Origin of the sequence: Aeromonas caviae (assembly GCF_000819785.1) — a bacterium.
In the GTDB taxonomy this organism is placed as follows: Bacteria; Pseudomonadota; Gammaproteobacteria; order Enterobacterales; family Aeromonadaceae; genus Aeromonas; species Aeromonas caviae.
Genome location: NZ_CDBK01000104.1, coordinates 1 through 25875, shown reverse-complemented (window position 1 = coordinate 25875; position 25875 = coordinate 1). Strand labels below are relative to the sequence as shown.

Annotated in this window: 23 protein-coding genes; 12 read left to right on the top strand and 11 right to left on the bottom strand. The window is 64.0% G+C overall.

The window, feature by feature from the left end; all coding sequences use genetic code 11:
- Positions 1–14: 14 nt before the first annotated feature.
- Both moeB and moeA read right to left on the bottom strand, forming a co-directional pair.
- Positions 15–770 carry a molybdopterin-synthase adenylyltransferase MoeB gene (gene moeB, locus BN1120_RS18460; RefSeq protein WP_042017455.1) on the bottom strand — a complete coding sequence of 252 codons (756 nt, stop codon included), beginning with the start codon at positions 768–770 and terminating at the stop codon, positions 15–17.
- Complete coding sequence (gene moeA / locus BN1120_RS18455) at positions 767–1993, bottom strand: molybdopterin molybdotransferase MoeA (RefSeq protein ID WP_042017480.1); 1227 nt, start codon at positions 1991–1993, stop codon at positions 767–769. The genes moeB and moeA overlap by 4 nt, the downstream gene beginning before the upstream one ends.
- Positions 1994–2363: 370 nt before the next feature.
- On the opposite strand from moeA, the gene folE reads away from it, so the two are divergent.
- The gene (gene folE, locus BN1120_RS18450; protein WP_010674171.1) at positions 2364–3020 is read left to right on the top strand and encodes a GTP cyclohydrolase I FolE; all 657 of its coding nucleotides are present in this window, start codon (positions 2364–2366) and stop codon (positions 3018–3020) included.
- 250 nt (positions 3021–3270) lie between these two features.
- The gene (locus BN1120_RS18445; RefSeq protein WP_042017454.1) at positions 3271–4920 is read left to right on the top strand and encodes a methyl-accepting chemotaxis protein; all 1650 of its coding nucleotides are present in this window, start codon (positions 3271–3273) and stop codon (positions 4918–4920) included.
- Positions 4921–5078: 158 nt separating this feature from the next.
- On the opposite strand, the gene BN1120_RS18440 is transcribed toward BN1120_RS18445, so the two are convergent.
- Entirely contained in the window at positions 5079–6812 is a 1734-nt protein-coding gene (locus tag BN1120_RS18440) for a formate--tetrahydrofolate ligase (RefSeq protein WP_042017453.1), read from the bottom strand.
- Positions 6813–6878: 66 nt separating this feature from the next.
- On the opposite strand from BN1120_RS18440, the gene BN1120_RS18435 reads away from it, so the two are divergent.
- On the top strand, positions 6879–7280 hold the full coding sequence (locus BN1120_RS18435) for a hypothetical protein (protein ID WP_042017451.1): 402 nt from the start codon (positions 6879–6881) through the stop codon (positions 7278–7280).
- 8 nt (positions 7281–7288) lie between these two features.
- Here the strand turns inward: BN1120_RS18435 and BN1120_RS18430 are convergent, their stop codons facing one another.
- On the bottom strand, positions 7289–8191 hold the full coding sequence (locus tag BN1120_RS18430; RefSeq protein WP_039038856.1) for a LysR family transcriptional regulator: 903 nt from the start codon (positions 8189–8191) through the stop codon (positions 7289–7291).
- A gap of 109 nt (positions 8192–8300) precedes the next feature.
- Here BN1120_RS18430 and BN1120_RS18425 point away from each other — a divergent pair, with 109 nt between their 5' ends.
- From BN1120_RS18425 to BN1120_RS18410, 4 genes are all read left to right on the top strand, one after another.
- Positions 8301–8861 (top strand): YceI family protein, encoded by a 561-nt coding sequence (locus BN1120_RS18425; RefSeq protein WP_010674176.1) that lies wholly within the window; start codon positions 8301–8303, stop codon positions 8859–8861.
- Positions 8861–9595 carry a hypothetical protein gene (locus BN1120_RS18420; protein WP_042017450.1) on the top strand — a complete coding sequence of 245 codons (735 nt, stop codon included), beginning with the start codon at positions 8861–8863 and terminating at the stop codon, positions 9593–9595. The genes BN1120_RS18425 and BN1120_RS18420 overlap by 1 nt, the downstream gene beginning before the upstream one ends.
- 185 nt (positions 9596–9780) lie before the next feature.
- Positions 9781–10902: an adenosylhomocysteinase gene (locus tag BN1120_RS18415; protein WP_042017448.1), complete on the top strand. Its 1122-nt coding sequence runs from the start codon at positions 9781–9783 to the stop codon at positions 10900–10902.
- A complete protein-coding gene (locus tag BN1120_RS18410) occupies positions 10899–11210 on the top strand; it encodes an Rdx family protein (RefSeq protein ID WP_010674179.1) in 312 nt (103 codons plus the stop codon). The genes BN1120_RS18415 and BN1120_RS18410 overlap by 4 nt, the downstream gene beginning before the upstream one ends.
- Positions 11211–11273: 63 nt before the next feature.
- Here BN1120_RS18410 and olsF read toward each other — a convergent pair whose 3' ends face one another.
- Both olsF and pepT read right to left on the bottom strand, forming a co-directional pair.
- Positions 11274–12998 carry a bifunctional ornithine lipid synthase OlsF gene (gene olsF / locus BN1120_RS18405; RefSeq protein ID WP_039038860.1) on the bottom strand — a complete coding sequence of 575 codons (1725 nt, stop codon included), beginning with the start codon at positions 12996–12998 and terminating at the stop codon, positions 11274–11276.
- A gap of 105 nt (positions 12999–13103) precedes the next feature.
- Positions 13104–14330 (bottom strand): peptidase T, encoded by a 1227-nt coding sequence (pepT, locus tag BN1120_RS18400; protein WP_042017446.1) that lies wholly within the window; start codon positions 14328–14330, stop codon positions 13104–13106.
- 1025 nt (positions 14331–15355) lie between these two features.
- Between pepT and speA the strand changes: the two genes are divergently transcribed.
- Both speA and BN1120_RS18390 read left to right on the top strand, forming a co-directional pair.
- Entirely contained in the window at positions 15356–17257 is a 1902-nt protein-coding gene (gene speA, locus BN1120_RS18395) for a biosynthetic arginine decarboxylase (protein WP_029314286.1), read from the top strand.
- A 256-nt stretch (positions 17258–17513) separates the two neighbouring features.
- Entirely contained in the window at positions 17514–17702 is a 189-nt protein-coding gene (locus tag BN1120_RS18390; RefSeq protein ID WP_042017445.1) for a hypothetical protein, read from the top strand.
- Between the two features lie 45 nt (positions 17703–17747).
- Here the strand turns inward: BN1120_RS18390 and BN1120_RS18385 are convergent, their stop codons facing one another.
- Together BN1120_RS18385 and BN1120_RS18380 are read right to left on the bottom strand one after the other, a co-directional pair.
- A complete protein-coding gene (locus BN1120_RS18385; RefSeq protein ID WP_039038863.1) occupies positions 17748–18035 on the bottom strand; it encodes a hypothetical protein in 288 nt (95 codons plus the stop codon).
- 153 nt (positions 18036–18188) lie between these two features.
- Complete coding sequence (locus BN1120_RS18380) at positions 18189–20297, bottom strand: putative bifunctional diguanylate cyclase/phosphodiesterase (RefSeq protein ID WP_231959388.1); 2109 nt, start codon at positions 20295–20297, stop codon at positions 18189–18191.
- A gap of 448 nt (positions 20298–20745) precedes the next feature.
- Here BN1120_RS18380 and BN1120_RS18375 point away from each other — a divergent pair, with 448 nt between their 5' ends.
- Positions 20746–21333, top strand: coding sequence for a histidine phosphatase family protein (locus BN1120_RS18375; RefSeq protein ID WP_042017442.1), 588 nt, complete (start codon positions 20746–20748; stop codon positions 21331–21333).
- Between the two features lie 48 nt (positions 21334–21381).
- On the opposite strand, the gene BN1120_RS18370 is transcribed toward BN1120_RS18375, so the two are convergent.
- Complete coding sequence (locus BN1120_RS18370; RefSeq protein ID WP_042017441.1) at positions 21382–22086, bottom strand: HNH endonuclease; 705 nt, start codon at positions 22084–22086, stop codon at positions 21382–21384.
- Positions 22087–22299: 213 nt separating this feature from the next.
- Here BN1120_RS18370 and BN1120_RS18365 point away from each other — a divergent pair, with 213 nt between their 5' ends.
- On the top strand, positions 22300–22668 hold the full coding sequence (locus tag BN1120_RS18365) for a VOC family protein (RefSeq protein WP_042017439.1): 369 nt from the start codon (positions 22300–22302) through the stop codon (positions 22666–22668).
- A gap of 24 nt (positions 22669–22692) precedes the next feature.
- On the opposite strand, the gene BN1120_RS18360 is transcribed toward BN1120_RS18365, so the two are convergent.
- A complete protein-coding gene (locus BN1120_RS18360) occupies positions 22693–22896 on the bottom strand; it encodes a DUF3955 domain-containing protein (protein ID WP_042017438.1) in 204 nt (67 codons plus the stop codon).
- A 143-nt stretch (positions 22897–23039) separates the two neighbouring features.
- Entirely contained in the window at positions 23040–24383 is a 1344-nt protein-coding gene (gene gdhA / locus BN1120_RS18355; protein WP_010674195.1) for an NADP-specific glutamate dehydrogenase, read from the bottom strand.
- A 570-nt stretch (positions 24384–24953) separates the two neighbouring features.
- On the opposite strand from gdhA, the gene rluF reads away from it, so the two are divergent.
- On the top strand, positions 24954–25875 hold a 922-nt coding region (rluF, locus tag BN1120_RS18350), incomplete at its 3' end, for a 23S rRNA pseudouridine(2604) synthase RluF (protein WP_042017436.1).

Here is a 25875-nt window from a genome sequence, read left to right as displayed (position 1 = left end):
GCGCGCTCTGCCGCTCAGGGCCTTGAGCAGACCGGGCAGTCGGGGCGTTTGGGAAGCTTCAGCTCGCGAAAGCTGCCACCCAGACCGTCGATCACCAGCAGGCGGCCGCTGTAGCTTTTGCCCAGGCCCGCCAGCAGCTTGATGGCTTCGAGCGCCTGCAGGCTGCCCACCAGTCCCACCACGGGGGCCAGTACCCCCGCCTCGACACAGGTGAGGGCCTGATCGCCAAAGAGGGCGCTGAGACAGGCGTAGCAGGGTTCATCGTCCTGCCAGGTGAAGCTGCAGAGCTGCCCTTCCAGCCGGATGGCGGCGCCGCTGACCAGGGGCACCTTGTGCTGGCGGGCACGCTGGTTCAGGAGGTTGCGGATGGCGACGTTGTCGGTGCAGTCGAGCACCAGCTGATGGCCTGGCAGCAGGGCATCGAGCAGTGCCTCATCGGCGAGGGCTGCGTGGGTCTCCACCTCGAGCCAGGGGGTGAGGGCGCGCAGGGACGTCGCCGCGGACTCCACCTTGAGCTGGCCGATGCGCTCGTCGCTGTGCAGCACCTGGCGCTGCAAATTGGAGAGCTCCACCCGATCGAAATCCACCAGGGTGAGGTGGCCGACCCCGGCCACCGCCAGATACTGGCTGGCGGCGCAGCCGAGGCCCCCGGCGCCGATGACCAGCACGCGTGACTGCTTGAGCGCCTCCTGCCCCTCGAAGTCGAAGGATTTGAGCACGATCTGGCGGTTGTAGCGAAGGAGCTCGGCGTCGCTCAGGATCTCGCTCACAGCAGCAGCCCCGAGAAGGGCTCGACGGTGACCGTCTCACCGGCGGCCACCTTGCCGCGCTCCTGCTCGAGCACGATGTAGCAGTTGGCCCGGGACAGGGAGCTGAACACCCCGGAGTCCTGGGAGCCGGTGCTGCGTACCTCGAGGCCATTCGGGCCCACGCTCAGGATGCCGCGTTGGAAGTCCAGGCGCCCCGGGCTCTTCTTGAGCGGCTCTGTCGCCAGGGCCTGGAGGGGGTGCGGGCGTGCAAACTGCTGACCGGCCAGTCTGGCCAGGGCCGGTTGCACCAGCTGATCGAAGGTGACCATGGCGGAGACCGGGTTGCCCGGCAGACCGAAGAACCAGGCGTTTGGCAACCGGCCAAAGGCGAAGGGTTTGCCCGGCTTGATGGCGAGCTTCCAGAAGCCAATTTCCCCGAGCTCTTCGAGCAGTTGCTTGGTGAAGTCCGCTTCCCCCACCGAGACTCCCCCGGTGGTGATCAGGGCATCGGCCTCGCGGTCGGCCTGCAAGAAGGCGGCGCGCAGGGCAGCCGGATCGTCGGGGATGATGCCAAGGTCCAGGCACTCACAGCCCATGCGGCTCAGCATCGCCTTGACCCCGTAGCGGTTGGAGTCGTAAATGTCTCCGTGCTGGAGCGGGGTGCCCAGAGGCTTGAGCTCGTCCCCTGTGCTGAAGATGGCGACCTTGAGGGGACGGCGCACCGTGACGTTCGCGATGCCAAGGGAGGCGAGCAGCGGCAGCTCCCTGGGGCTCAGGCGAAGGCCGCTTTCGAGCACCTGGGCACCCTGCGCCAGATCCTCGCCGCGGCGACGGATGTTCTGGCCAGGAGTGGGCGCGGTCAGGAAAGTGATCCCGTTGTCGCCGGCTTGCGTTTCTTCCTGCATCACCACAGCGTCTGCACCCGGGGGCACAGGGGCCCCGGTCATGATGCGGATGCAGTGGCCGGCGGGCCACTCCCCCTCATAGGGCTGGCCCGCAAAGGCCTTGCCCGCCACGGGGAGCGGCACCCCGGCGGCGAGATCCGCCAGGCGCACGGCATAGCCGTCCATGGCGGCGTTGTCGAAGGGGGGGACGAAGAGGGGGGAGCTTATCTCCTCGGCCAGGATCCGATCCAGCGCCTGGGGCAGGGGCAACTGCTCCGTCTCGCAGCAGCAGGTGAGTTGTTCCAGCATCCCTTGCAGGGCCTTGTCCAAGGGGAGGAGTGCACCGGTATCGAATCCCATCATCATGACCTCTCTGGTGTGTAGGGGGCGGATTATCCCAAAAATCCGCTCCGATGGGCAGGCCGAAGGTGCGGTAATGGGGGGCAGATGCCCCGGAGTGATCGGATTATGGGGCGCTATCCCGTTGAATTACCTCCTGATGGGTAACCAGAGCGAGGCTTGTGCGAGATGGTGGCTGGGGAAGAGGCGGCACGGCCGTGCGCCTTGCCCCCGAATGGGCAGGCCGGTGCGGACAAAACGGGGTGGTTTGGCATAAAGTCGGGCACCGGGCTTGAGTTAGACAGAATTATGACAATAATCGCCCTGTAAGATTGCGCCGCGGCACCATGCCGCAGGCCAGCACAGTCCCTGAGCGTGGGAGAGAAACACGATGACGAGCTTAAGCCAGGAAGCCCTGTTGGTCAGGGCGGCGCTCGAGGCCGAGGGCCTTGAGACACCTCTGGTGGCCAATGAATTGAGCGGCCAGCAGAAAAAGGAAAAAATCGAAGGTCATATGCGCGCCATCATGGAGACGCTGGGACTGGATCTGGCCGACGACAGTCTGGCCGAGACCCCGCACCGCATTGCCAAGATGTACGTGAACGAGATCTTCTCCGGCCTCGACTATGCCACCTTCCCCAAGGTGACGGTGATCGAGAACAAGATGAAGGTGGACGAGATGATCATGGTGCGGGACATCAGCCTCACCAGCACCTGCGAGCACCACTTCGTCACCATAGACGGCTTTGCCCACGTGGCCTACATTCCCCGCGGCAAGGTGATTGGCCTGTCGAAGATCAACCGCATCGTGCAGTTCTTCGCCCGCCGTCCCCAGGTACAGGAGCGGCTGACCCAGCAGATCCTGCTGGCGTTGCAGACCCTGCTTGGCACCAGGGACGTGGCCATCAGCATCAAGGCGACCCACTTCTGCGTGAAGGCCCGTGGCGTGATGGACTCCACCTCCTACACCACCACCACCTCCCTGGGCGGCGTCTTCAAGACCCAGCCCGACACCCGCGCCGAGTTCCTCGGTGGTCTGAAAGGGTAGTGCTCCCGGGGCCTGTCGCCGACAGGCCCCGGCTTCTTTCCCGCACTTTTTTTGAAAAATACCTAAAGTTGTGACCGTGCCGGTCGCTATGGCTCTCCGTGTTGTCGGACGGTCTGGTTGACGCCGACACCCCGGGCCCGCCCTTGTGCGCGCCGACAGGGACGAGATGTGCTGCCAAGGAGGGTAGTGAAGGCGCAGGCCAGGCCTGCGCCCAGCAATGCCACTTGTTTTCCCCCATGCAGGACATGCCATGAACACCATGACGATAGGCAAAAAACTTACCGCCGGCTTTGCCGTACTCGGCCTGATGATGGCCTTTATCGGCGGCTTCTCGCTGTTTGAATTCAGCAAGATGAACCGCGCCGCCATCGGCTTTACCGACAGTATCCTGCCCGCCGTCGTGCGCACCAGCACCCTCGGCGAGACCATCAATGCCCTGCGCCGCTACGAGCTGGATGTCTTCCTGGTGGCGGACGATGCCCAGCAGAAGGCCCGCTATCGCAACGAGAGCGAGAAGAGCCTGCAAGAGGCTGCGCGCCAGATAGTGGCCCACGATGGCACCATCTGGGCGGAGGATCGGGAGGAGCGCCGCGCCTTTGACATCGTCAAGGCGGACTGGGACAGGTACATCGCCCTGCACCAGCGCATCCGGCAGATGCAGGACTCGGGACAGATGGCCGAAGCCCAGCACCTCTTCATGGGGGAGGGGGTCACCCTCTATACCAATCTGACCAAGTCGGTGGGTGAGCTTATCCGCATCAACCACGGCTACTCCGTGGGCTCCCGTGCCGAGGTGGTGGACGCCTTTGACAGCGCCAAACTGAGCGTGACCCTGGCCCTGGTGATAGGCCTGGCCCTGGTTGTCGCCCTCTCGGTGGTGCTGACCCGCCAGATCCGCGACCCGCTCATCATGCTGGCCCGTCAGGCCCAGCGCATCGCGAGCGGCGATCTCGGCCGGGGCGAGCTGCAGGAGTGGGTCCGCGGCAACCGCTTCAACCGCGACGAGCTGGGTCAGCTGGGGTCGGCCATCGACCGGATGCAGGGGGCACTGGCAGAGCTGGTGAGCGAAATCTCCGGCTCGGTGAGCCAGCTCAGCAGCGCGGTAGAGGAGGTGAGCGCCATCTCCGAGCAGTCCGCCAAAGGCATGGCAAGCCAGCAGGGAGAGGTCTCTCAGGTCGCCACCGCCATGAACGAGATGCAGTCCACCGTCAATGAGGTGGCTCGCAACACCACGGACGCCATGGGGGCGGCCAAGCAGGCTTCCCGCACCTCCACCCAGGGCAACCAGGTGGTGCGCAGCGCCATCGGCAGCATAGAGCAGGTCTCCCGCCAGATAGAGCAGGCCGGGAGCGTGGTGCAGCAACTGGAGACCGACAGCGCCAGCATCAGCATGGTGCTGGACGTGATCCGCGGCATCGCCGAGCAGACCAACCTGCTGGCACTGAATGCGGCCATCGAAGCGGCCCGGGCCGGCGAGCAGGGCCGTGGCTTTGCGGTGGTGGCGGACGAGGTGCGCAGTCTGGCCCAGCGCACCCAGGCGTCCACCGCCGAGATCAGCAAGATGATCGAGGTGTTGCAGGAGCGCACCGCCGAGGCGGGCAGCGCCATGCAACTGAGCCGTCAGCAGATGCAGGAGAGCGTGGAGCTGGCGCGGGAGGCGGGGAGCAGCATCGACAGCATCAACGGTGCCGTCACCCAGATCACCGACATGAACACCCTGATCGCCACCGCCACCGAGCAGCAGAACGCGGTCACCGAGGAGCTCAATCGCAGCATCGTCAAGATCCACACCGCCGCCGACGAGAATGCCCAGGGGGCGCAGCAGACCGCCCAGGCCTGTGTCGAGCTGAGCAAGCTGGCCAATACCCTGCACCATATGACCCAGCGTTTCACCCTCTGAGTCTTGCTGCCACCCGGCACAGCGCAGAAGGCCCCGCCAATCGGCGGGGCCTTGTTGTTTCTGGCTGGACCTGGGCGCCGTCAGCTCAGGCCGACAATCTCCCCGTCATCGTCGATGTCCATATGGTGTTCAGGGAGGACAGGCTGCCAGCCTGCGCGTCAGCTCAGGCCGACAATGTTGCCGTCATCGTTGATGTCGATATGGCGATAGGCCGGCAGGCTGCCCAGGCCCGGCATGGTCATGATGGGGCCTGCCAGGGCATAGACAAAGCCTGCCCCCGCGCAGAGTTTCACCTCCTCGATGGGCACCTCGAAGTCCGTCGGTACGCCCTTCCTGGCCGGGTCATGGCTGATGGAGAGCGGCGTCTTGGCCATGCAGACGGGCAGGTGATCCTGACCCTCTGCCGAGAGTCTGGCCAGTTGCTGGCGCGCCTTGTCCGAGAGGGTGACACCCCGGCCGCCATAGCCGCACTCCACCAGGGTGGCGAGCTTGGCGGCAAGGCTCATCTCATCGGGGTAGAGCAGCCTGACCTCACTGGGCTGCTTGCAGGCCGCCACCACGGCGTGAGCCAGATCCGCCGCACCCGCGCCACCGTCAGTGAAGGCCCGGGAGAGGGCGACGCCACAAGCACCGGCCTGGCGCGCCGCCGCCTCCAGCAGGGCCAGCTCGGAGTCGCTGTCGGTGGGGAAGCGGTTGATGGCGACCACCACGGGCACCCCGTAACGGCGGGCGTTGTGAATATGCCAGGCGAGGTTGGCGCACCCCGCTGTCAGGGTGGGCAGATCTTCCCCTTGCAGGCTGGCCGGCAGCGGCTGGCCCGGCCGGATGTCGAGCAGGCCGCTGTTGGCCTTGAGGCCGCGCACCGTGGCCACCAGCACCACGCAGGCGGGGGCGAGGCCGGACTGGCGATACTTGATGTTGAAGAACTTCTCCAGCCCCATGTCGGAGCCAAAACCCGCCTCGGTCACCACATAGTCGGCAAGACCCAGCGCCATGCGATCGGCGATGACGGAGGAGTTGCCGTGGGCGATGTTGGCAAAGGGGCCGGCGTGGACCAGCACAGGGGTCTGCTCCGTGGTCTGCATCAGGGTGGGCTTGAGGGCGTCTTTGAGCAGCACCGTCATGGCCCCCGCCACTTCCAGCTGCTCGGCGGTCACGGGTTGGCCGCGCTGGTCGAGGGCGAGCTGGATGCGGCCGATACGCGCGCGCAAGTCCTTGAGATCCCTGGCCAGGGCCAGAATGGCCATCAGCTCGGAGGCGGCGGTGATGACGAAGCGATCGGGGCGCTCGACACCATCGGCAGCGCCGCCCTGGCCGAGGGTGAGGTGGCGAAGCGCCCGGTCGTTCATGTCCAGGGTGCGGGGCCAGAGGATGTTGGCCGGGTCGATGTCGAGCCGCGCCAGACCGGTTCTGGCGCTGAACTGGTCACCGAGTTTGCGTTCATGGAACAGGCGGGCATCCAGGGCGGCAGAGGCCAGGTTGTGGGCGGCGGTGAGGGCGTGAAAATCCCCGGTGAGGTGCAGGTTCATCTCCTCCATCGGCACCACCTGGGCCATGCCGCCCCCGGCGGCGCCCCCCTTGACCCCGAAGACGGGGCCGAGGCTCGGCTGGCGAATGGTGGCGATGCTGGGCTGGCCGATGTGGTTGAGCCCCATGGAGAGGCCGATCGTGGTGACCGTCTTGCCCTCCCCAAGGGGGGTGGGCGTGATGGCGCTCACCAGCACCAGCTTGCCGGGCTCGCGGGTGGGGGCGTGATGGAGCAGCGCGAGGTCGAGTTTGCCCTTGTAATGGCCGTGGGGGTGGAGATGGGCGGCCGCTATGCCGAGCTGTGCTGCCACCTCGGCGATGGGCAGGCGGGGGGACTGGCGGGAGATCTCGATATCGCTTAGCATCAGCACCTCGTTGGCATGTCAGGTCAAATATGCGGCGAAGTCTAGAGGAATCAACAGGGTAATCCAATGAGCAATACTATTTTATCCGGCAGTCGTGAGCCCCATCAAAGCCCCATCCTGCTGGATCTCAACGTCCTCTATCACCCGCCCAAACGGCCCCTCACCGCCCTTGGCATCGTCAGCGCCTTCATCCCGCTCTTTGGCTACGGCTGGCAGGCGATGACCCAGGATCCCGAGACCCACTTTCGCCACGAGCTCGGCAAGCGCATCAACAAGCACAAGAGCGACGAGGCGAACCTCGCCCTGATGATGCAGTTGGCGGCCATGCTGGATTGCCACTGCCTGCACGTTACCCTGCCCTATGCGCTGGGGGAGGCCGAGCTCGCCGCCTTGCGCCAGCGTCTGCCACGCTGGCAGATGAGCCAGCAGGATCACCTGCTGGTGGCCGAGCTGATGCCCACCCCCTGAGCCCGGGCTCAGGTCTCCCTGTCCCAGTAGTGGGGCGCCAGATAGCGCTCCTGCACGAATTCGATGAAGCAGCGCACCTTGGCCGACACGAAACGGCGGTGCGGATAGAGGGCATAGAGCCCCACCTGCCCCTTCTCCCACTCCAGCAACAAGGGGACCAGCGCCCCCGAGCGCAGCGCATCCCCCACGATGAAGGTGGGCTGCAAGATGATGCCCTGGTGGTCGCAGGCGGCCCGGGTCAGGGCCACCCCGTTGTTGGCGCGAAGGGGCCCCTGGGGGCGGATGCTGTGCTCCTCCCCATCCCGTTTGAAGACCCAGTCCGGCTGGGTCAGGGTGTAGATGAGGCAGTCGTGCTGCTTGAGATCCTCCGGGGTCTTCGGCCTGCCCCGGCGGGCCAGGTAGTCGGGGCTGGCGCACACCACCATCTTCATCATGGCGAGCGGCTTGGCCACCAGGGAGGAGTCCGGCAGGTTGCCGATGCGCAGGGCCAGATCGAACCCCTCCTCCACCAGGGCCACCCGCCGGTCGCTGTACTCAATCTCGAGCTTCAAGTCCGGGTAGCGCTCGCGAAACAGGGGCAGGGCGGGGGAGAGGTGCAGGTAGCCGAAATCCATGGGCACCGAGAGCTTGAGGGTGCCCTGGGGCTGCTGGTTGTTGTGGGTGAGCTGGCTGTGGGTCTCTTCCAGCTCCGCCAGCAGGGCCAGGGAGCGCTGGTAGTAGAACTGGCCCGCCTCGGTGGGATTGACCTGGCGGGTGGTGCGCGACAACAGCCGGGTGGAGAGGGACTCCTCGAGCTGCTGCATCAGCTTGGAGGTCATGGCGACCGAGATCCCGAGCTGATGGGCGGCCTTGGTGAAGCTCTGGCACTCCACCACCTTGATGAAGGTGCGCATGGCGGCTATCTGATCCATATTCCACTCTCGGTTGATAATTATTTTAATAAATCGATGATTATCTATTCTCGATAGGAGGTTAGCATTTTGTTCACCGTTGTGAACCCCCAATGAAGGAACGATCGGAATGAAAATGACCAAGGCCCTGCTGGCCTCCTGCCTGTTTATGGCGGCTCCCCTGATGGCTGCCGATTACGATGTCGATGCAGCGCACACCACAGTCCAGTTCAAGGTGGGCCACCTCGGCTTCTCCGAACTGGTCGGCCGGTTCAACACCTTCAGTGGCACCTTCAGCATGGACGACGCCAACCCGGCGGCGGCCAAGGCCAGCTTCGAAATCGATGCCGCCAGCGTGGACTCCAACCACGAGGCCCGCGACAAGCACCTGCGCAGCCCCGACTTCCTGGACGTGAAGCAGTACCCCAAGATGACCTTCGTCAGCACCGGCTATGAAGGCACCAAGGACAAAGGCGTACTCAAGGGCACCCTGACTCTGCACGGCGTCTCCAAGGACGTGGCCTTCGACCTGGTCCACATCGGCGAAGGCAAGGATCCCTGGGGCGGCTACCGCAGCGGCTTCAACGCCACCACCACCATCAAGCGCAGCGAGTTCGGCGTGAACTACATGGTGCCGAACATCCCTGACGAGATGACCATCAACCTGTTCGTTGAAGGCGTGCGCAAGTAATGGGCGCAGCACTCCTGCTTCAAACCCTGGCGGCTCCTTTAGGGGCCGCTTTGCTGTCGTGGCGCTGGCCGCGGCTGGGCTATCTGTGGGGCGCCCTGGGGATCTGGCTGGTGGGCTGCCTGCTGGGCGGTGCCTATGGCCTGCCGGTCAAGGCGTGGCAGTGGCTGCCGCTGACCCTGCTGGTGCCCGCCCTGACCCAGGGTACCAGCAAGGGGGTCGCCCTCGCGCTGTTCGGGGTGCTGGGCGCCCTGGTGTGGTGGCAGGGGCTGGCCTCCGTGCTGGCGAGCGAGCCCGGGATCTGGCTGGCCCTGCTGCCCGCCATCCTCTGGTCTGGCTGGACGAGCTGGCGCGGTGACAGCGAGGAGGGGCTCGGCTTCACCCTGGCCTTCATCTGGCTGGCGCTGGTCATCGGCATCGATGGCAGCCTGCTCATCGCCCAGCTGACGGGGGCCTTGGCCGCGTTTGCAGGATTCCGTGCCCTGCTCGGCGCCTTTGCAGGGGTCAAGGTGACCCCGGCCGCCCTGGGGCTGGCACTCGCCTTCGTGCAGATGCTCGCCTGGCAGTACGTGGAAGTGCCCCTGCTGGTGCTGCTGCCGGTCTGGCTGTTGCCGCTGCTGGAACGTGCCCTGCACGGGCGCCCGGGACTCTCTCGCTGGGGGGTCTTGATCCTGGTGGCGGCCGTCGGTGCCGGAGTGAGTCTGTGGTGGGTATGGCCAGAGGCGTCACTTTACTGATTTCTGCATGAAAAACAGGCTATTACCTTAGAAATTGATGGGCTTGTCAAAGTCTGGACAGATAAAGATTGAGACCCATGGTGCTTTCGGATAAAAAGGATTTTCAATTATCTGGATACACACAGAACCCGGCTATGCCGGGTTCTGTTTGCCTGCTTTCCCGCGGCACGCTAAGGAGGCCACAGTTGCACAGTCAGGGATCTGAGCATCTGTTTTTTCGCCATTTCACCGAACAGGGATGTCTTGGGGATCTCTGCATCCTGCTGGTGACCCACCTGCTTCCCGACAGACCCGACTTCATCCAGGTGCTCGATCGGGTGGGCCGGGTCGGTGCCATCCTGCCCAAACCCAAGTCCGTGCATGGACCGACCCTGACCTGGGCTCAGCAGCACTACCCCGTGCTGCCCCTCAATCGCCACTGGACCTCGGATCCCGGTGAGGTGATCGCCCAGATTGCCCCCCTGGTGATGTCCCACGAGCGGCTCATCATCCTCGACATCGGCGGCTACTTCGCCAAGAGCCAGGCTGTACTGGCCGAGCACTTTGGCGCCCGCTTCATCGGGGTGGTGGAGATGACCGAGAACGGCCATCAGCGGTATGAGCAGGAGTCCCTGGCGGCCCCCGTCATCTCGGTGGCCCGCAGCCCCCTCAAGCAGGCGGAAGATATCCAGATCGGCCTGAGCGTGGTCTACTCCGCGGAGTCCCTCGCGCGTACCCTGAGGCGTACCTTCAACGTCTGCCAGGCCGCCCTGTTCGGCTATGGCAAGGTGGGGCGCAGCATCGCCCGGGAACTGCGCTGTCGCAACCTGCATCTGGAGCTGGTGGAGACGGATGCCCTGCGCCAGGTGGAGGCGCTCTCCCACGGCTTCAAGCTGGTGAACAAGGCCGAAGCCCTGGGCCGCGCCGAGCTGGTGATCTGCTCCACCGGCAACGGCTCCCTCGACATCACCGATCTGCAGGCCCTGCGCCCCGGCGCCATGCTGGCCTCGGTCACCTCCGCCGACGACGAATTCGCCTTCAGCCTCGCCCAGCTGCCCTGGCCGAGCGAGGAGGTGTGTCCCCATGTGCTGGCCCTGACCCGGCCGGACGGCAGCACCATCTTTTTGCTCAACCGGGGGGAGGCGGTCAACTTCGTCCACGGCGCCGTCATCGGCGAATATGTCTACCTGGTGCTGGCGGAGATCATCGAAGGGGTGCACCAACTGGCCCATCAGGCATCCACCCCGGGCCTTCACGAATTGCCCCAGGCCACCATGCAGCGCATCGCTCGCCACTGGTTGACCGATTTTCACGGAGTCACCCCATGACAGACACCCATTTGCCCCTCGCGAAACCGCGCATCGAAATCCGTTACTGCACCCTCTGCCGCTGGATGCTGCGGGCCGCCTGGCTCGCCCAGGAGCTGCTCTCCACCTTCGACGGCGAACTGGGCGAGGTGGCCCTGGTGCCCGCCAGCAAGGGGGAGTTTCGCATCCTGGTGGACGGGGTGCTGGTGTGGGACAGGGTGGCCGACGAGGGCTTCCCCGAGGCCAAGGAGATCAAGCAGCGGGTGCGGGATGTCATCGCCCCGGAGCGGGATCTCGGCCATGCGGATCGCAAACCCGCAGCCGAGTAGGCGGCATCACCCATGATGTGAAAGAGGGAGGCGCAGGCCTCCCTCTTTCGTTGCAGCGCCCGGTCAACGGTCGCCAGAGGTGGCCAGCGCTTCCCCGGCGGGGAGGCCGATATAGCGGGCCCGCTTGTGGGGCTTGATGCGGCTCACGTCCACCCACACCAGGCCGTCGATGCAGTGGTTGAAGTCCGGGTCGATGCCAAAGTCCATGAACTGCACGCCCCCCGGCTCGCACAGCTCGGCGTACTGCTTGTAGAGGGTGGGAATGGCGCAGCCCAGGTTGTCGAGCCCGGCCTTGAGCACCTTGAGGTCGTCCCCGTAATCGCGCCCCTCGAACAGCGTCGGCGTGGCGGGATAGGGGCGGCGGGAAGGGGCGAGGGCAAGGGCGGGGGCGAAGTGCTGGCGATAGAAGCTCACCAGCAGATCCTTGGCCGCCGGCGGCAGGCTGCCGGAGAGGGTGACGGGCCCGAACAGGTAGCGGTATTGGGGATAGCGGGCCAGATAGGCCCCGATGCCGAACCAGAGGTAATCGAGCCCCCGCTTGCCCCAGTAGGCGGGCTGGATGAAGCTGCGGCCAAGCTCGATGGCCTGTTCCAGCCGGGGCAGCAGCTTCTCTTCGAAGCCGAACAGGGTGTGGCTGTAGAGGCCATCCAGCCCCTTGCTGGCCAGCCGTTCGGCCACCGGGGCGAAACGGTAGGCGCCGATGATGTCGAGGCGGGCGGGATCCCAGAGGATGAGGTGGTGATAGTCATCGTCGAAGGCATCGAGATCCCGCCGCTTGCCCGAGCCTTCCCCCACCGCCCGAAAGGCGATCTCCCGCAGGCGCCCCAGCTCACGCAGGATCACCGAGTGGCTCTGCTCGTGGCGGCGATAGAGCAGGATGCGCTGGCCGTCCGGGGTCTGGCCGAGCAGCTCGCACCCGTCGATGGCCTGTTTCAGCAGGCGGCGATCCTCCGGCAGGGCGATGGGGGCCTCGGTCTGCAACCGTCCCGCCTTGCCCCGAGCGATTCGGTAGAGGTGGCCGCGCACCAGCCTGGCCGCCGTCTTGGCCGGCAGCTCCTGAAAACTGGCGAGGGGAATGCGCGCCCCTATGGTCACCGGCAGCGTCTGCCCCTGCTGGCGAAACAGCTGGCGTACCAGCAGCAGGGCGGAGGCGGGCTTGTTGAGCCAGGAGGCGAGATAGAACCAGAGGCTGTTGCGCCCTCCCAGATGAATGGGCACCAGGGGCGTTCGGCTGCGCTGGGCCAGCTTGATGAAGCCGGCCTGCCAGGGGCCATCCTTCACCCCCTTGGGGCCGAGGCGGGAGACCTCGCCTGCGGGGAAGATAACCAGGGCCCCGTCGGCGGCGAGGTGTTCGTTCATGGCGAGGATGGCCTGCCTGTCGGTCTTGCCCCCCAGGTTGTCCACCGGCAATAGCAAAGGGCGCAGCGGTGCGAGCTGGGCCAGCACCTGGTTGGCCACTATCTTGACGTCGGGGCGGATGCGCCCGATGAGGCGCAGCAGGGCCAGCCCGTCCAGGGAGCCGATGGGGTGGTTGGCGACAAGAATGACCCGGCCGCTGGCGGGAATGTGCTCGAGCTCGGCCTCGCTCACCCGGTAGTCGAAGTGGAGCTCGGTGAGGGCCTGCTCGACGAAGTCCAGACCGCGCAGGTGGGGATGGCGCGCGGCAAAGCGGGTGAAGGCCTCTTCGTGCAGCAACCAGCGCAGCCCCTGCCTCATCAGGGGACGGAGGAGGGGCTGGCTGGCGAGGTGGGGCAGGTGCTGCCCCAACAGGGTATCGACGTCGAACATGGGCAAGGCTCCGCTGAACTTTGCCCCAGCTTGACGCCCCTGCGTGCCTTTCGTGTGTCGGTTGGGTGACGGTTTGATGACGGGGCGAGCCCCGTCCTTGCCCCCTTACTCTGCCCGCCAGGCAGAGGTGAGGCGCACCAGCGCCACCAGGGTGGCGACCGCTTTTTCCATGGATTGCAGGGGGATGAACTCGTGCTTGCCGTGGAAGTTGTGGCCGCCGGTGAACAGGTTCGGGCAGGGCAGCCCCATGAAGGAGAGCCGGGCGCCGTCGGTGCCGCCGCGAATGGGTTTGATCTTGGGCACCACGTCGGCGGCCTCCATGGCGGCTTTGGCCAGCTCGACGATGTGGGGATGGGGCGCTATCTGGCTGCGCATGTTGCGGTAGTTGTCCACTATTTCCAGGGTGATGCGCGCCTTGGGTGCGTCCAGTTGCAGGGAGGCGACCCGCTCCTTGAGCTGGGCCTTGCGGGCGGCGAAGCAGTCATCGTCGAAGTCGCGGATGAGGTAGTGCAGGGTGGTCTCCTCCACCGTGCCCTCCATCCGGGCCAGGTGGAAGAAGCCCTCATACCCCTGGGTGCACTCCGGGGTCTGTTCGGCGGGCATGGCGGTATGGAAGCGGGCGGCCAGGGTCTGGCTGTTGATCATGCTGCCCTTGGCGGTGCCGGGGTGGACGTTGTTGCCTGTGATGCGCACCGTGGCGCTGGCGGCGTTGAAGTTCTCGCATTCGAGCTCGCCGAGCTCGCCGCCATCCACCGTGTAGGCCCACTTGGCCGGGAAGCGCTCCAGCGGGAAGCGGTCGGCACCGCGCCCTATCTCCTCGTCCGGGGTAAAGCCGACCCAGACATCGCCACGGGGGATCTCGGGGTGAGCCTGCAGGTATTCCACTGCGGTGAGGATCTCGGCGATGCCCGCCTTGTCGTCGGCCCCCAGCAGGGTGGTGCCGTCGGTGGTGATGAGATCCTGCCCCAGGTAGTTTTTCAGGAAGCGGTACTGGCGGATGGCCAGCACCTCGTCCCCCTTGCCAAGGCAGATATCGCCCCCCTGATAGTTCTCGACTATCTGGGGAACGACGCACTCGGCCTCGTAATCGGCGGTGTCCATGTGGGCGATGAGCCCGATGGCGGGGGCATCTGGCTGGTTGCCCGGCAGGCAGGCGGTGAGGTAGCCATGCTCGTCCAGGGTGACCTGGCTTAGCCCCATCTGCGTCATTTCGTCGCACAGGGCCCGGGCGAAGAGGCGCTGTCCCTCGCTGCTGGGGCAGGCAGGATTGGTCGCATCGGAGCGGGTATGAAAGGTGAGGTAGTGGAGAAAGCGCGAAAGCAGGGTGTTCATGGGCAAGCCTCGGGTCACGAAAGAGGAGTCATTGTGGCCAAGACGGCGGCGCCGCTTATTGCGTCAGCGCAGTTTTTGATGATTTTGTGGGAGAGAGGAGGGCTATCGAAGGGGAGGGGCAGGGATCATAGCGCGGCAGTTTGCATAAAAATTCCAAAATAAAAACTGGTTAAGCAATTGCGAAAAAGCTGAATTTCCCCTCGGCCCAGCGCTGGCAAGGGGTGACCCAAAAAGCGTGACGTGTTGGTTATTTTCATCGCCTCGCCCACGCACTCTCATCCCCCGCCATCCCAGAGCCCGCCTTGCTGGCAGCGAGATTTTGCCCCCCGATGAAAACCCGTTTTTTAACACGATTTTTTATTGTCACTGGCTGCGGTAAGTGTGTACACTCCGCGCCGATCCGAGGGCAACCCTGCGCAGGCCGTGTCCGCCAGACCCGCAGGATCATGACGCCTATAGGGCGAGGCACGCAGAAACGACAGACACTGCTGGGGAATGGTTTCTTTAATACCGGTTAGGCTCCGGTATCAGGGAGAACAACGGACTCTCATCTTTCAGCTGACCGAGTGGGCTTCGGGCTCATCATCTCCCTTGTCATGGGCGGTCACTGGCGTTGAGCGGGTCGTAGTGGTTGTCGTCCATCAACACGATGCGTGCTGACGTCTTCCCTTCTCTTCCTTGAAACCCTCTCCTGTCCGTCGGGATGGCTGCCGAATGATGAACAAACGGCGTGGCTGATGCCGATTGTCATCAAAGTACCGCGGTACGCCGGCAAGGTGTTACCGCATACCGTTGAGCTTGATGTAAAGCCACCAGCCCCACATCAAGACTCGTTACTTCCCAAGATCCACCAGGCAGCCTTGGCTTGCCGCGATGTGCAATGAACAGGATGTGGCGGAGCATGCTCCGTTGCGGGTCCAACGTCAGCAGGCCGCTCTGGCTTGCCGCATTTTGCAATCAATGGTCTGGATGTGATTGAGGGTAACGAAGGCGGCCCACGGCCGCTCATTTGCGAGGCATAGCCCATGACTAACTGGTCCAGCAAGGACTCCTTGAAGGTCTACAACGTTCCCTACTGGGGTGCGGGTTTTTTCAATATCAATGACGCCGGTCATGTGACCGTCTCTCCCGACAAGTCTCGCCCCGAGGCTCAGATCGTGCTGTCCGAGGCCATCGAGCAACTGCGCCAGTCCGGGCTGACCACGCCGGTGTTGCTGCGTTTCCCCGACATCCTCAAGAGCCGGGTTGATGCGCTGTTCAACGCCTTCGGTCAGGCCATCGAAAAGTCAGGCTATGAAGGGGATTACCTGTGCGTTTACCCGATCAAGGTAAACCAGCAGCGCCGCGTCATCGAGACCATCAGTCAGTCCTACAGCGACAAGCCGAGGCTTGGGCTGGAAGCGGGCTCCAAGCCCGAGTTGCTGGCCGTGCTGTCCCATCATCATGAGCAAGGGTCCGTGATCGTCTGCAACGGTTACAAGGACCGCGAATACATCCGCCACGCCCTCCTGGGCAACCTGATGGGCCACAAGGTCTACATCGTGGTGGAGAAGCCCTCCGAGCTGGAAATGGTGCTCGACGAGTCCGCTCGTCTCAACATCAAGCCCAACATCGGGGTGCGCGCCCGTCTGGCGTCCACCGGCTCCGGCATGTGGGAATCGAGCGGCGGTTCCATGTCCAAGTTCGGTCTCTCCGCCTCCCAGATCCTGGCGCTGGTGGAGCGTCTGCGCAGCCTCGGCAAGCTGGACTGCCTGCAACTGCTGCACTTCCACCTGGGCTCCCAGATCGCCAACATCCGCGACATCCAGGGCGGCATCCGCGAGTGCGGCCGCTTCTACGCCGAGCTGTGCCGTCTTGGCGCCAAGGTCGAGGTGGTGGACGTGGGCGGCGGCCTGGGTGTGGACTACGAGGGCACCCGTTCCCAGAGCCACTGCTCCGCGAACTACAGCCTCTCCGAGTACGCCAACAACGTGGTCTGGGGCATCGGCGATGTGTGCCGCGAGTTCGACCTGCCGCACCCGACCATCATCAGCGAGTCCGGCCGTGCCCTGACTGCGCACCACGCCGTGCTGGTCACCAACATCATTGGTGCCGAAGGGGTGGAGGTGAACGACATCAGCGCCCCGGACGAAGACGCGCCCACCATCTTGCAGAACATGTGGAAAGGCTGGCTGGACCTGCGCGGGGAAGATCCCTCCCTGCTGGAGATCTTCCACGACTCCGTGGCGGATCTCGGTGACGTCAACGCCCAGTACACCATGGGCCTCTTGAACCTGGAGCAACGTGCCTGGGCCGAGATGCTGCACCAGAACACCTGTCTGGCGCTCAAGGAGCTGCTCAACCCGGTCAACCGCAACCACCGCGCCCTGGCCGACGAGCTCTCCGAGAAACTGGCGGACAAGTGCTTTGCCAACTTCTCCCTGTTCCAGTCCCTGCCGGATGCCTGGGGTATCGGTCAGGTGTTCCCGGTGATGCCACTGGCCGGTCTTGATCGTCCGCTCACCCGCCGCGGCATCCTGATGGACATCACCTGTGACTCCGACGGTCAGGTGGAGCACTACGTCGACGGTCTGGGGGTGGAAAGCACCCTGCCGATGCCGGTCTACGGTGAGCACGAAGAGTGCCATGTAGGCTTCTTCCTGGTGGGTGCCTATCAGGAGATCCTGGGGGATCTGCACAACCTGTTCGGTGACACCCACTGCGCGGAAGTGTGGCTGGATGAAGAAGGCAAGATGGACATCCGCAACGTGGTGCGTGGCGACACCGTCGACCAGCTGCTGCGTTACGTCAACATCGACCCGTCCGTCATCCGCGAGAACTACCAGCGCATCGTCTCTCACCCGGCGCTGGACGACGAGACCCGCAAGGCCCTGCTCGACGAGCTGGAGCTGGGTCTGCAAGGCTACGCCTACCTGGAAGACGAATAAGCCAGCGGCTTGTTCCTCGTCGGTCAAATGACGGACATGAAAAACGGCGCCTTCGGGCGCCGTTTTTGTTGCGCTGTTGCCTGGCTGGGGCCGGTTGGCGGGCTCGGTCACCCGGGCTGGGGGCATCCGGCCCCGGCCAGATCCGGCCACTGCCCGCTTCTGCCCGCCACCTCCCTTGATCCAGGTCAAGGGGGACTCGGGCCGCTTATTTTACGGTCAAGGGTGATGTTGGTGAATGACACATAAGGATGTGCGTATGGAACTCAAGAGGGACCCGAGATGCTATACCGACGTCTGTATCGACGGTAAGTGGTATCACTACGATCACTGCAGCACTCACGTTTATATGCTGATGGGGGGCGCCGCCCCCAGCCTGCAGCTTGCCCATGAACCCGGCAGTGAAGAGGAGCTGGTGGCGATGCTCCGCCAGCACCCCCAACGCTGACTGCCTGCGGGTCATCGGGGGTATCGTCCCGGCGGCCCGCCTTGCTCAGCCCGCCTTGCGGCCGAGGATCTTCTTGCCCATCTCCAGCAAGGCCGTTGCCGCCGCATAGGCCTCGTCTGACTTGCCTATCTCGTCCGCCACGTAGAGAAAACCGGATCTGTACTTCTCCACCGCCTCGCGGGGAGTGGCCGCGTCGATGAAATCTTCTTCCACCTCGAACCCTTGCGTCAGCAGCGCCTCCTTCTCCGTGAGGAAGGTGGGGGAGGCCATGTCGACATAGGTATATTGCTGACGGTGGGAGGCGGGGACGCTGAAGAACTGGTATCTGGCCATGGATGTGGCTCCTCTGAACGGGTGATCTGCCATGGGGCGCTCGATGCGCCCGGCAAGATAAAGTAGCATTCGAGTCTTGCAGCAGACTACCTTGAGTCGTGAAGGGACGCAATCGGGCTGGTGATGACCCTGGCGCTGCGTCTCACCTGTTTGTCAGGCAAGCACACCTTCCAGCACCCGTTGGGGAGTCTCGGGAGCGCAGTGGACGAGCAGTTGCTCCCCGGTCATGGGGCGCCCGAGCAGATAGCCCTGCAAGGTGTCGCAGCCCAGCTCGGTCAGCAGGTCGCGCTGCTCCGGGGTTTCCACCCCCTCTGCCACGATGCGCATCTCCAGGGCCTGACCCAGGGCGATGATGGCGGCGATGATGGTGGCATCGTCGCCCCCCCGCTCCAGGGTGGTGACAAAGCCCCGGTCAATCTTGAGCTCGTTGGCGGGGAAGCGCTTGAGGTAGAGCAGGCTGGAGTAGCCGGTGCCGAAGTCGTCGATGGAGATGCCAAGGCCAAGCTCGGCCAGACGGTTGAGGATGGCGAGGCTCTCCTCGGCCTTCTGCATGGCGGTGGATTCGGTGATCTCCAGGGTCAGGTGACGGGCCTCGAGCCGATGGCGGGCGAGGGCGCCCTGCACCTCCTCCAGCAGCCCGGGGCTGGCGAGCTGGATGGTGGAGAGATTGACCGCCACGCTCCAGTCGTGATGACCCGCCGCCCGCCAGGCGCTCATCTGGCGGCACGCCTCGTCGATGACCCAGTTGCCGATGGGGATGATGAGCCTGCTCTTCTCCGCCAGCGGCAGGAAGCTGGCCGGCGAGACGGCACCATGCTCCGGGTGCTGCCAGCGCAGCAGGGCCTCGGCGCCGACCACCTGGCCGCTGCGGGCACAGTATTTGGGCTGGTAGTGCAGGGCCAGCTCCCCCCGCTCCAGGGCGTGTTGCAGCTCCTTGTGCAGCAGGAACTGCTGGTGGGCGTTGGCGTTCATGGCGCTGTCGAAGTAGTAGTAGTCGTTGCGCCCCTGCTCCTTGGCGTAATACATGGCGGCATCGGCGTTGAGGGTCAGCTCGTGCAGGCTGGTGCCATCCTGGGGATAGACGGCAATGCCGATGCTGGCGGTGATGTGCAGGCTGTGGTGCTCCCACTCATAGGGCTGGGCCAGGGTGGCCAGCAGCCGCTCGGCGAAGGCCGTGGTCTGGCTCACATCCCCCGGCGCCAGGGCCAGCACGAACTCGTCCCCGCCAAAGCGCGAGGCGGTATCGCTGGCACCGAGCAGGCCGGTGATGCGCTGGGCCACCTCGGCCAGCAGCAGATCCCCGGTGTGGTGGCCGTGGGCATCGTTGATGATCTTGAAGCCGTCGAGATCGAGAAACAGCAGGGAGAAGCTGCGCTGGCTGTGCTGGCACTCCTGGATGCGCTGCTCCAGGCGGTCGGCAAACAGCAGCCGGTTCGGCAGCCGGGTCAGGCTGTCATGGAGCGCCAGCTTGAGCAGCTCGTCGTGGGCCTGATGCAGGGAGGTGGAGAGCCTGGCGGCGTGGGCATCCAGCATGGAGAGCACGAAGGCGATGGCGAACACCGCCAGGGTCACTATGATGACCACGGTTGCCAGCCACTGGGTATTGAGACCGGTGTAGAGGGCCCCGCACAGGCTCTCTGCGGGGAACTGGGCCGCCGCCATGCCGGTGTAGTGCATGCCGATGATGGCTGCCCCCATCACCAGGGAGGCGAAGGCCTTGCTGAAGAAGGCGCGGGGCGAGCTGTTGCGCAGGCGAAACGCTATCCAGAGTGCGGCACCCGAGGCGAATATCGCGATGAGGATGGAGAGGATGAAGAGCCCAGGGAGGTAGTGGATGCCGGGCGCTATTTTCATGGCCGCCATGCCGATGTAGTGCATGGTGGCAATGCCGGCCCCCATCAGCACGGCCCCGAACAGGATCTGGTGCCAGGGGAGCTGGGGACGACTCACCAGCCAGAGCGCAAAGGCCGAGGAGCCGATGGCCGCCACCAGGGAGAGACCGGTGAGGGTCAGATCGTATCCCAGCGCGATGGGCAGGTTGAAGGCGAGCATGCCGATAAAATGCATGGACCAGATGCCGAGCCCCATGGCGAAGGCTCCCCCCGCGAGCCAGAGCACGGCGGCCCGTCCCCGACTCTGGCTCACCCGGCTTGTCATGGTCAGCGCCGTGTAGGAGGCGAGCACCGCCACCAGGATGGAGAAGAACACCAGATCCTGGCTGTAATAACTGTCGAGCATGGGGTGGGTTGGGGTCACGTTCATTTACTCTGGGGTACATCAGGGCCTGAGCCTGGGCCGGGTCAGGGGAAATCGGGTGGCAGATTGTACACCAGGCGTCCCTGTCGTGAGCCAGAGATACGTACCAAAATGGCCCCCGGATCAGAGCAAAAACTCTGTCTTTTCTGGCATTGGCCGCCATCTTGTGACCGATAAACCGGCACATCCCCATTTTATCCCGTCTGAACAACAAGATAGGGGGCATGGGGCGCTTGCCACGGCGCTGGCGGGCCCGTGGCGAAGGCGTGTGGTATGCGCACAAGGCGCCTGTGCGATAAAGGCGCGCAGCCCCTGTTGCCCTTTCACGTATAGCCGCAGGCCATGCGCTCAAGGAGTCAGCACAAGCCTGCATCCTCCGGGTCTTGGTTGACCCGGTACATCTGTTATCATCTTCCCCCTGTTTTCTTATCTCGTTGACTCTGCTGGAGAAACTATGTCTCGAACCCTCTATTTGCTGCGCCATGGCCAGACCCGTTACAACGCCGAATTGCGGTTGCAGGGGCGGTGCAACTCCGAGCTGACCCCCAGGGGCGAAGCCCAGGCCCTCGCCATGGGGGCCCGTCTGGCCAAGCTCCTGGCCGAGCCCACCGACTGGACGATCTACGCCAGCCCCCTCGGCCGGGCACGGCAGACGGCGGAGCGGGTGTGTCAGCAGCTTGGCTTGGACCAGGAGCGCATCATCTGGGACGAGCGGCTGGTGGAGCTGGGGATGGGGGAGTGGGAGAGTCGCCGGGTGCCCGAGCTGCTGGCGGCCCACCCCGAGCTGGATCTGGAGGAGCCGGACTGGTATCTGCGGGCCCCCCATGGCGAGAGCTTTGAGAGCATTCAAGGCCGGGCCCGGCAATGGCTTGAGGACGAGCAGATTGCCGAGCAGGCCATCGTGGTTTCTCACGGTCTCTTTGGCGCCATGCTGCGCGGCGCCTATGTGGATCTGGACTACACCACCACCTGGCTTCAGGAGCTGCCTCAGGATGCCTTCTTCAAACTCAGTGGCGGTCGCATAGAGCGGATTGCCTGCTGACCACACGAAGGCGGCCCGCAATGGGGGGGGCGCTTTGAGGGCTGGGGATTATTCTCTCTTCAGCCTGGGTAGCTTTCGATAGAGTGCATCGCGTTTCTCTACCTGATTGGCGCCATAGTGAAGCTCGCGATGGCAGTTAGGGCAGAGCGCCACCGTATTGTTGATGGTATCCGAGCCTCCGTCAGCCAAGGTGCGCAGGTGATGCACCTCGAGAAAAGGTTCTCCGGTTGCCGTGGTAAAGGGGGCTTGTGCATCACAACCCTCACATTTCGCGGCTGCGGCCACCAGCACCCAGGCTTTGACCTGGGGATCCCTCACATAACTTGTTGTGGTCAGGTAGCGCAGGGATGGCTCTTCTATACCTGGGGGATGAGGAGAGATGGGTTTCTCCTTGTATTGGATGACCTGATGTTCGAATTCTGCTTGTCCGCTAAACGGTTGTCCGTCTAACTCACAGATCAGGCGTTCAATAATAGACGCATTCTGCGCCCCTACATTCTTGGCCGGTTTTAGCCCAGAGACCCAGGCTCTGCCCATCAAGACGCAGACGTAAGAGATATTTTGCATCCGATATTCAAACGACTTATCGGACCGTTGGAATCGAGCCGCTAACTCTGCGTAATAGTGCTTTTTGACAAAGGTAGTGCCTTCCAACTCCTTCTTGTACATCTCCAGATAGGCGGTCACCGTCGCCCTTAACTCTTCTTCTGTCCATGTGTTGCGCAAAGCCGACTCGTCCGAGTTGTATTTCATTGCAAGAAGGTTAACTCAATCGAAGCCGCAATTCAGTAGGAAGGTTAATAAACCCTCATATTATCAATACATTGATGATGCCAAGCAGTAGTTGGGGCTTCATGGCCTCTTTCAGTTGGGCCATCAGGATAAAAGGCTTTGCGGGCCAAGGCACAGTCTCTGCCAAGGGGACTGGCTATGATAGTGCGGCAATCACCACCACAGGGAGAGACCATGATCAGCCATATCGACCATCTGGTATTGACGGTCAGCGACATTGAGCGGGCGGTGGCGTTTTACAGCGGCGCCTTCAAGATGGAGCCCATCACCTTCGGGGCAGGCCGCCGGGCCCTGCGTTTTGGCAACCAGAAGATCAATTTGCAGTTGCTGGGGGAGGAGGCGCGCAACCGGGCGCAGGTGGGGTCGGGGGATCTCTGCCTCATCACCCGCTGGCCCCTGGATCAGGTGATGGCCCAGCTGGCGAGCCAGGGGGTCGAGATAGTGGAGGGGCCTGTGATGAAAAGCGGTGCCTGTGGCCCCATCGAATCGGTCTATTGTCTGGACCCGGATCGGAACCTTATCGAGATCAGCCGTTATTGCTGAGCTCCTGGTACCTTGCGGTTTGTGTCATTGTTCCCTGGAGCGCCCCTTGCGCAGCAGAGGGATCACGGTGGGTACCATGCCGGTGAAGAGCAGCAGATAGCCCAGGGGCAGCAGGGCAAAGGGCTCGTGCAGGAAGCCCTGGGCATCGAGGGTGGAGCCCAGCAGGTTGAAGGCCACAAAGCAGCCGAGCCCGGCCAGGATCAGCAGGGCACCTATTTTCATCGTCATCTTGTCATCCTCGTCAGCGAGATGGAACGGATGGGAGACTTTCATGCCTGGGTGAAGCGAGTGTGAAATCGAACCAGGCACCAAACACAACGGCAGCCCGAGGGCTGCCGTTGTGTTGAGGGGGAAGCCCCGGGCCAGGGCGCTCAGCAGACCCCTTGCGCCAGCATGGCGTCAGCCACCTTGACGAAGCCGGCAATATTGGCGCCGCTTTCGTAGTTCACATGACCATCATCCTGACCGTAACGGACACAGGTGGCATGGATACTGGTCATGATCCCCTTGAGGCGGGCGTCCACCTCCTCCCGGGTCCAGGAGAGGCGCTGGGCATTCTGGCTCATCTCGAGGCCCGAGGTGGCAACCCCGCCGGCGTTGGCCGCCTTGCCCGGGGCGAACAGCACCTTTGCTTCGTGGAAGAGACGGATGGCGGCGGCGCTGGAGGGCATGTTGGCCCCCTCGGCCACCAACTGCACGCCGTTGGCAATAAGCTGCACCGCATCTTCGGCATCCAGCTCGTTCTGGGTGGCGCAGGGGAGGGCGACGTCGGTCGCCAGGTGCCAGGGGGTACGGCCGCTGAAGAACTCGAGCCCGAGTTCATGGGCGTAATCGGCGACCCGCTTGCGCTGCTCGTTTTTAAGCGCCATCAGGCGGGCCAGCTTCTCGGGGGTGAAGCCGTCCGGATCATAGACGGTGCCGCCGGAGTCGGAGGCGGTGATGACGCGGGCGCCGAGGGCCATCGCCTTCTCGATGGCGTACTGGGCCACGTTGCCCGAGCCCGACACCGAGACCCGCAGGCCATCGAGGGACTGGCCGCGATGGGCCAGCATGGCGTCGACAAAGTAGAGCAGGCCGTAGCCGGTGGCTTCCGGACGAATGAGGCTGCCGCCAAAGGAGAGTCCCTTGCCGGTGAAGACGCACTCGGCGCTGTTGGTGAGCTTCTTCATCATGCCCGCCATGTAGCTCACCTCGCGCCCGCCCACCCCGATGTCGCCCGCCGGCACGTCGGTGTTGGCCCCCAGGTGGCGATAGAGCTCCAGCATCAGGGCCTGGCAGAAGCGCATCACTTCTCCTTCGCTCTTGCCCTTGGGATCGAAATCGCTGCCCCCTTTGCCGCCGCCCATGGGCAGGGTGGTGAGGGCGTTCTTGAAGGTCTGCTCGAAGGCGAGGAATTTCAGCACCGAGAGATCCACCGAGGGGTGGAAGCGCATGCCGCCCTTGAAGGGGCCGATGGCGGAGCTGTGCTGCACCCGGTAGCCGCGGTTCACCTGCACCCGACCCTGGTCATCCACCCAGCTCACCCGAAACTGCACCAGGCGCTCGGGCTCCACCAATCGCTCCAGCAGGCCGTGTTGCAGGTAGCGGGGGTGGCGCTCCACATAGGGCCAGATGGAGGCGATCACTTCGCTCACGGCCTGGATGAACTCGGGCTGGTGAGGGTTGCGGCTGGCGACCTGGGCCAGGAAGGCCTCCTGGGAGAGGGAATGACTCATCTTTAACTCCTGTCGTGAATGATGAAAGTGGCGTCCTGCCAGAGAGGGGATCATGCCCGTCTTCAGGGTTCGCGGGGCTCAAGGGGCCCGTTGTTGCGCCCCGATGGGGGTGTCATTTCCCGTCGTCGGCGGGTCAGAGCAGATAATTCGCGATGACCAAAATCTTTTTATGCATTTTTGCTGGATAAATATCAAGCGTTAGATCATCTGGCTATCTGCCAAAGGTCGCACCCTATCTTCGGCGGTGGGGGCCAGGCCCATGAAGTGAGCACCATGAAATGAAAAGAGGCGGGGAGTGTGCGGTGCAGCCCTATCAGGGCCGCGGCGTCACCGCACGCTGGATAATGGGGGCCTGCTGCTGCATCAGGGGCAGCACCCCCTGTGAGCCAGCGGCCAGGGTGCGACGGGGCCGGGCGCGGGCGCGTGCAATGTGCTACTGTAGCGGCGTTTTTTGCCGAACATGCAGGGCGCAGGCCCTTATTTCATGGAGTTGTATGCAGACGAACCCGACCACAGCGCGGCTGATCCAGCCTGCCATTCTCAAGGCCCATCCGACCCGGGAGGTGACCCATGCTGGCCGATGAATCCATGCGCCTGAACAAATACATCAGCGAGAGCGGCATCTGCTCCCGTCGTGAGGCCGATCGTTTCATCGAGCAGGGCAACGTCTTCATCAACGGCAAGCGGGCCGGGGTGGGGGATCAGGTGTTTGCCGGGGATCTGGTCAAGGTCAACGGTCAGGTGATCGAGCCGCGCGAAGCCGACAGCCTGGTCTTCATCGCCCTCAACAAGCCGGTGGGCATCGTCAGCACCACGGAGGCGGGGGAGAAGGACAACATCGTCGACTTCGTCAACCACAGCACCCGCATCTTCCCCATAGGGCGCCTCGACAAGGACTCCCAGGGGCTCATCTTTCTCACCAACCACGGGGATCTGGTGAACAAGATCCTGCGGGCGGGCAACGATCACGAGAAAGAGTACCTGGTGACCGTGGACAAGCCGGTGACCGACGAGTTCGTCCGGGGCATGGCGGCCGGGGTGCCCATCCTCGGCACCGTCACCAAGAAGTGCAAGGTGAAACGAGAGGCCCCCTTCGTGTTTCGCATCACGCTAGTGCAGGGGCTCAACCGCCAGATCCGCCGCATGTGCGAACACTTCGGCTTCGAGGTGACCAAGCTCGAGCGCATCCGCATCATGAACGTCAGCCTCAAGGGGCTGCCGGTGGGGGAGTGGCGCGATCTCACCGACGACGAGCTGATCGAGCTGTTCAAGCTCATTGAGGACTCCTCCTCCGAGGCCAAACCGGCCAAGGGGGGTCAGGTTGCCAAGCCCAAGGCGGCTGCGGCTGGCACCCCGGCCCAGGGCAAGAAGCCGCGGCGCAGCGACGATCACGAGATTGGCGGGCGACCCAATGTGCCGGGTCCCGAGGCCTTCGAGAAGAAGAGCCCCGCAGGCAAGGGCGGGGCGGGCAAAGGGGCTGCCAGCAAAGGGG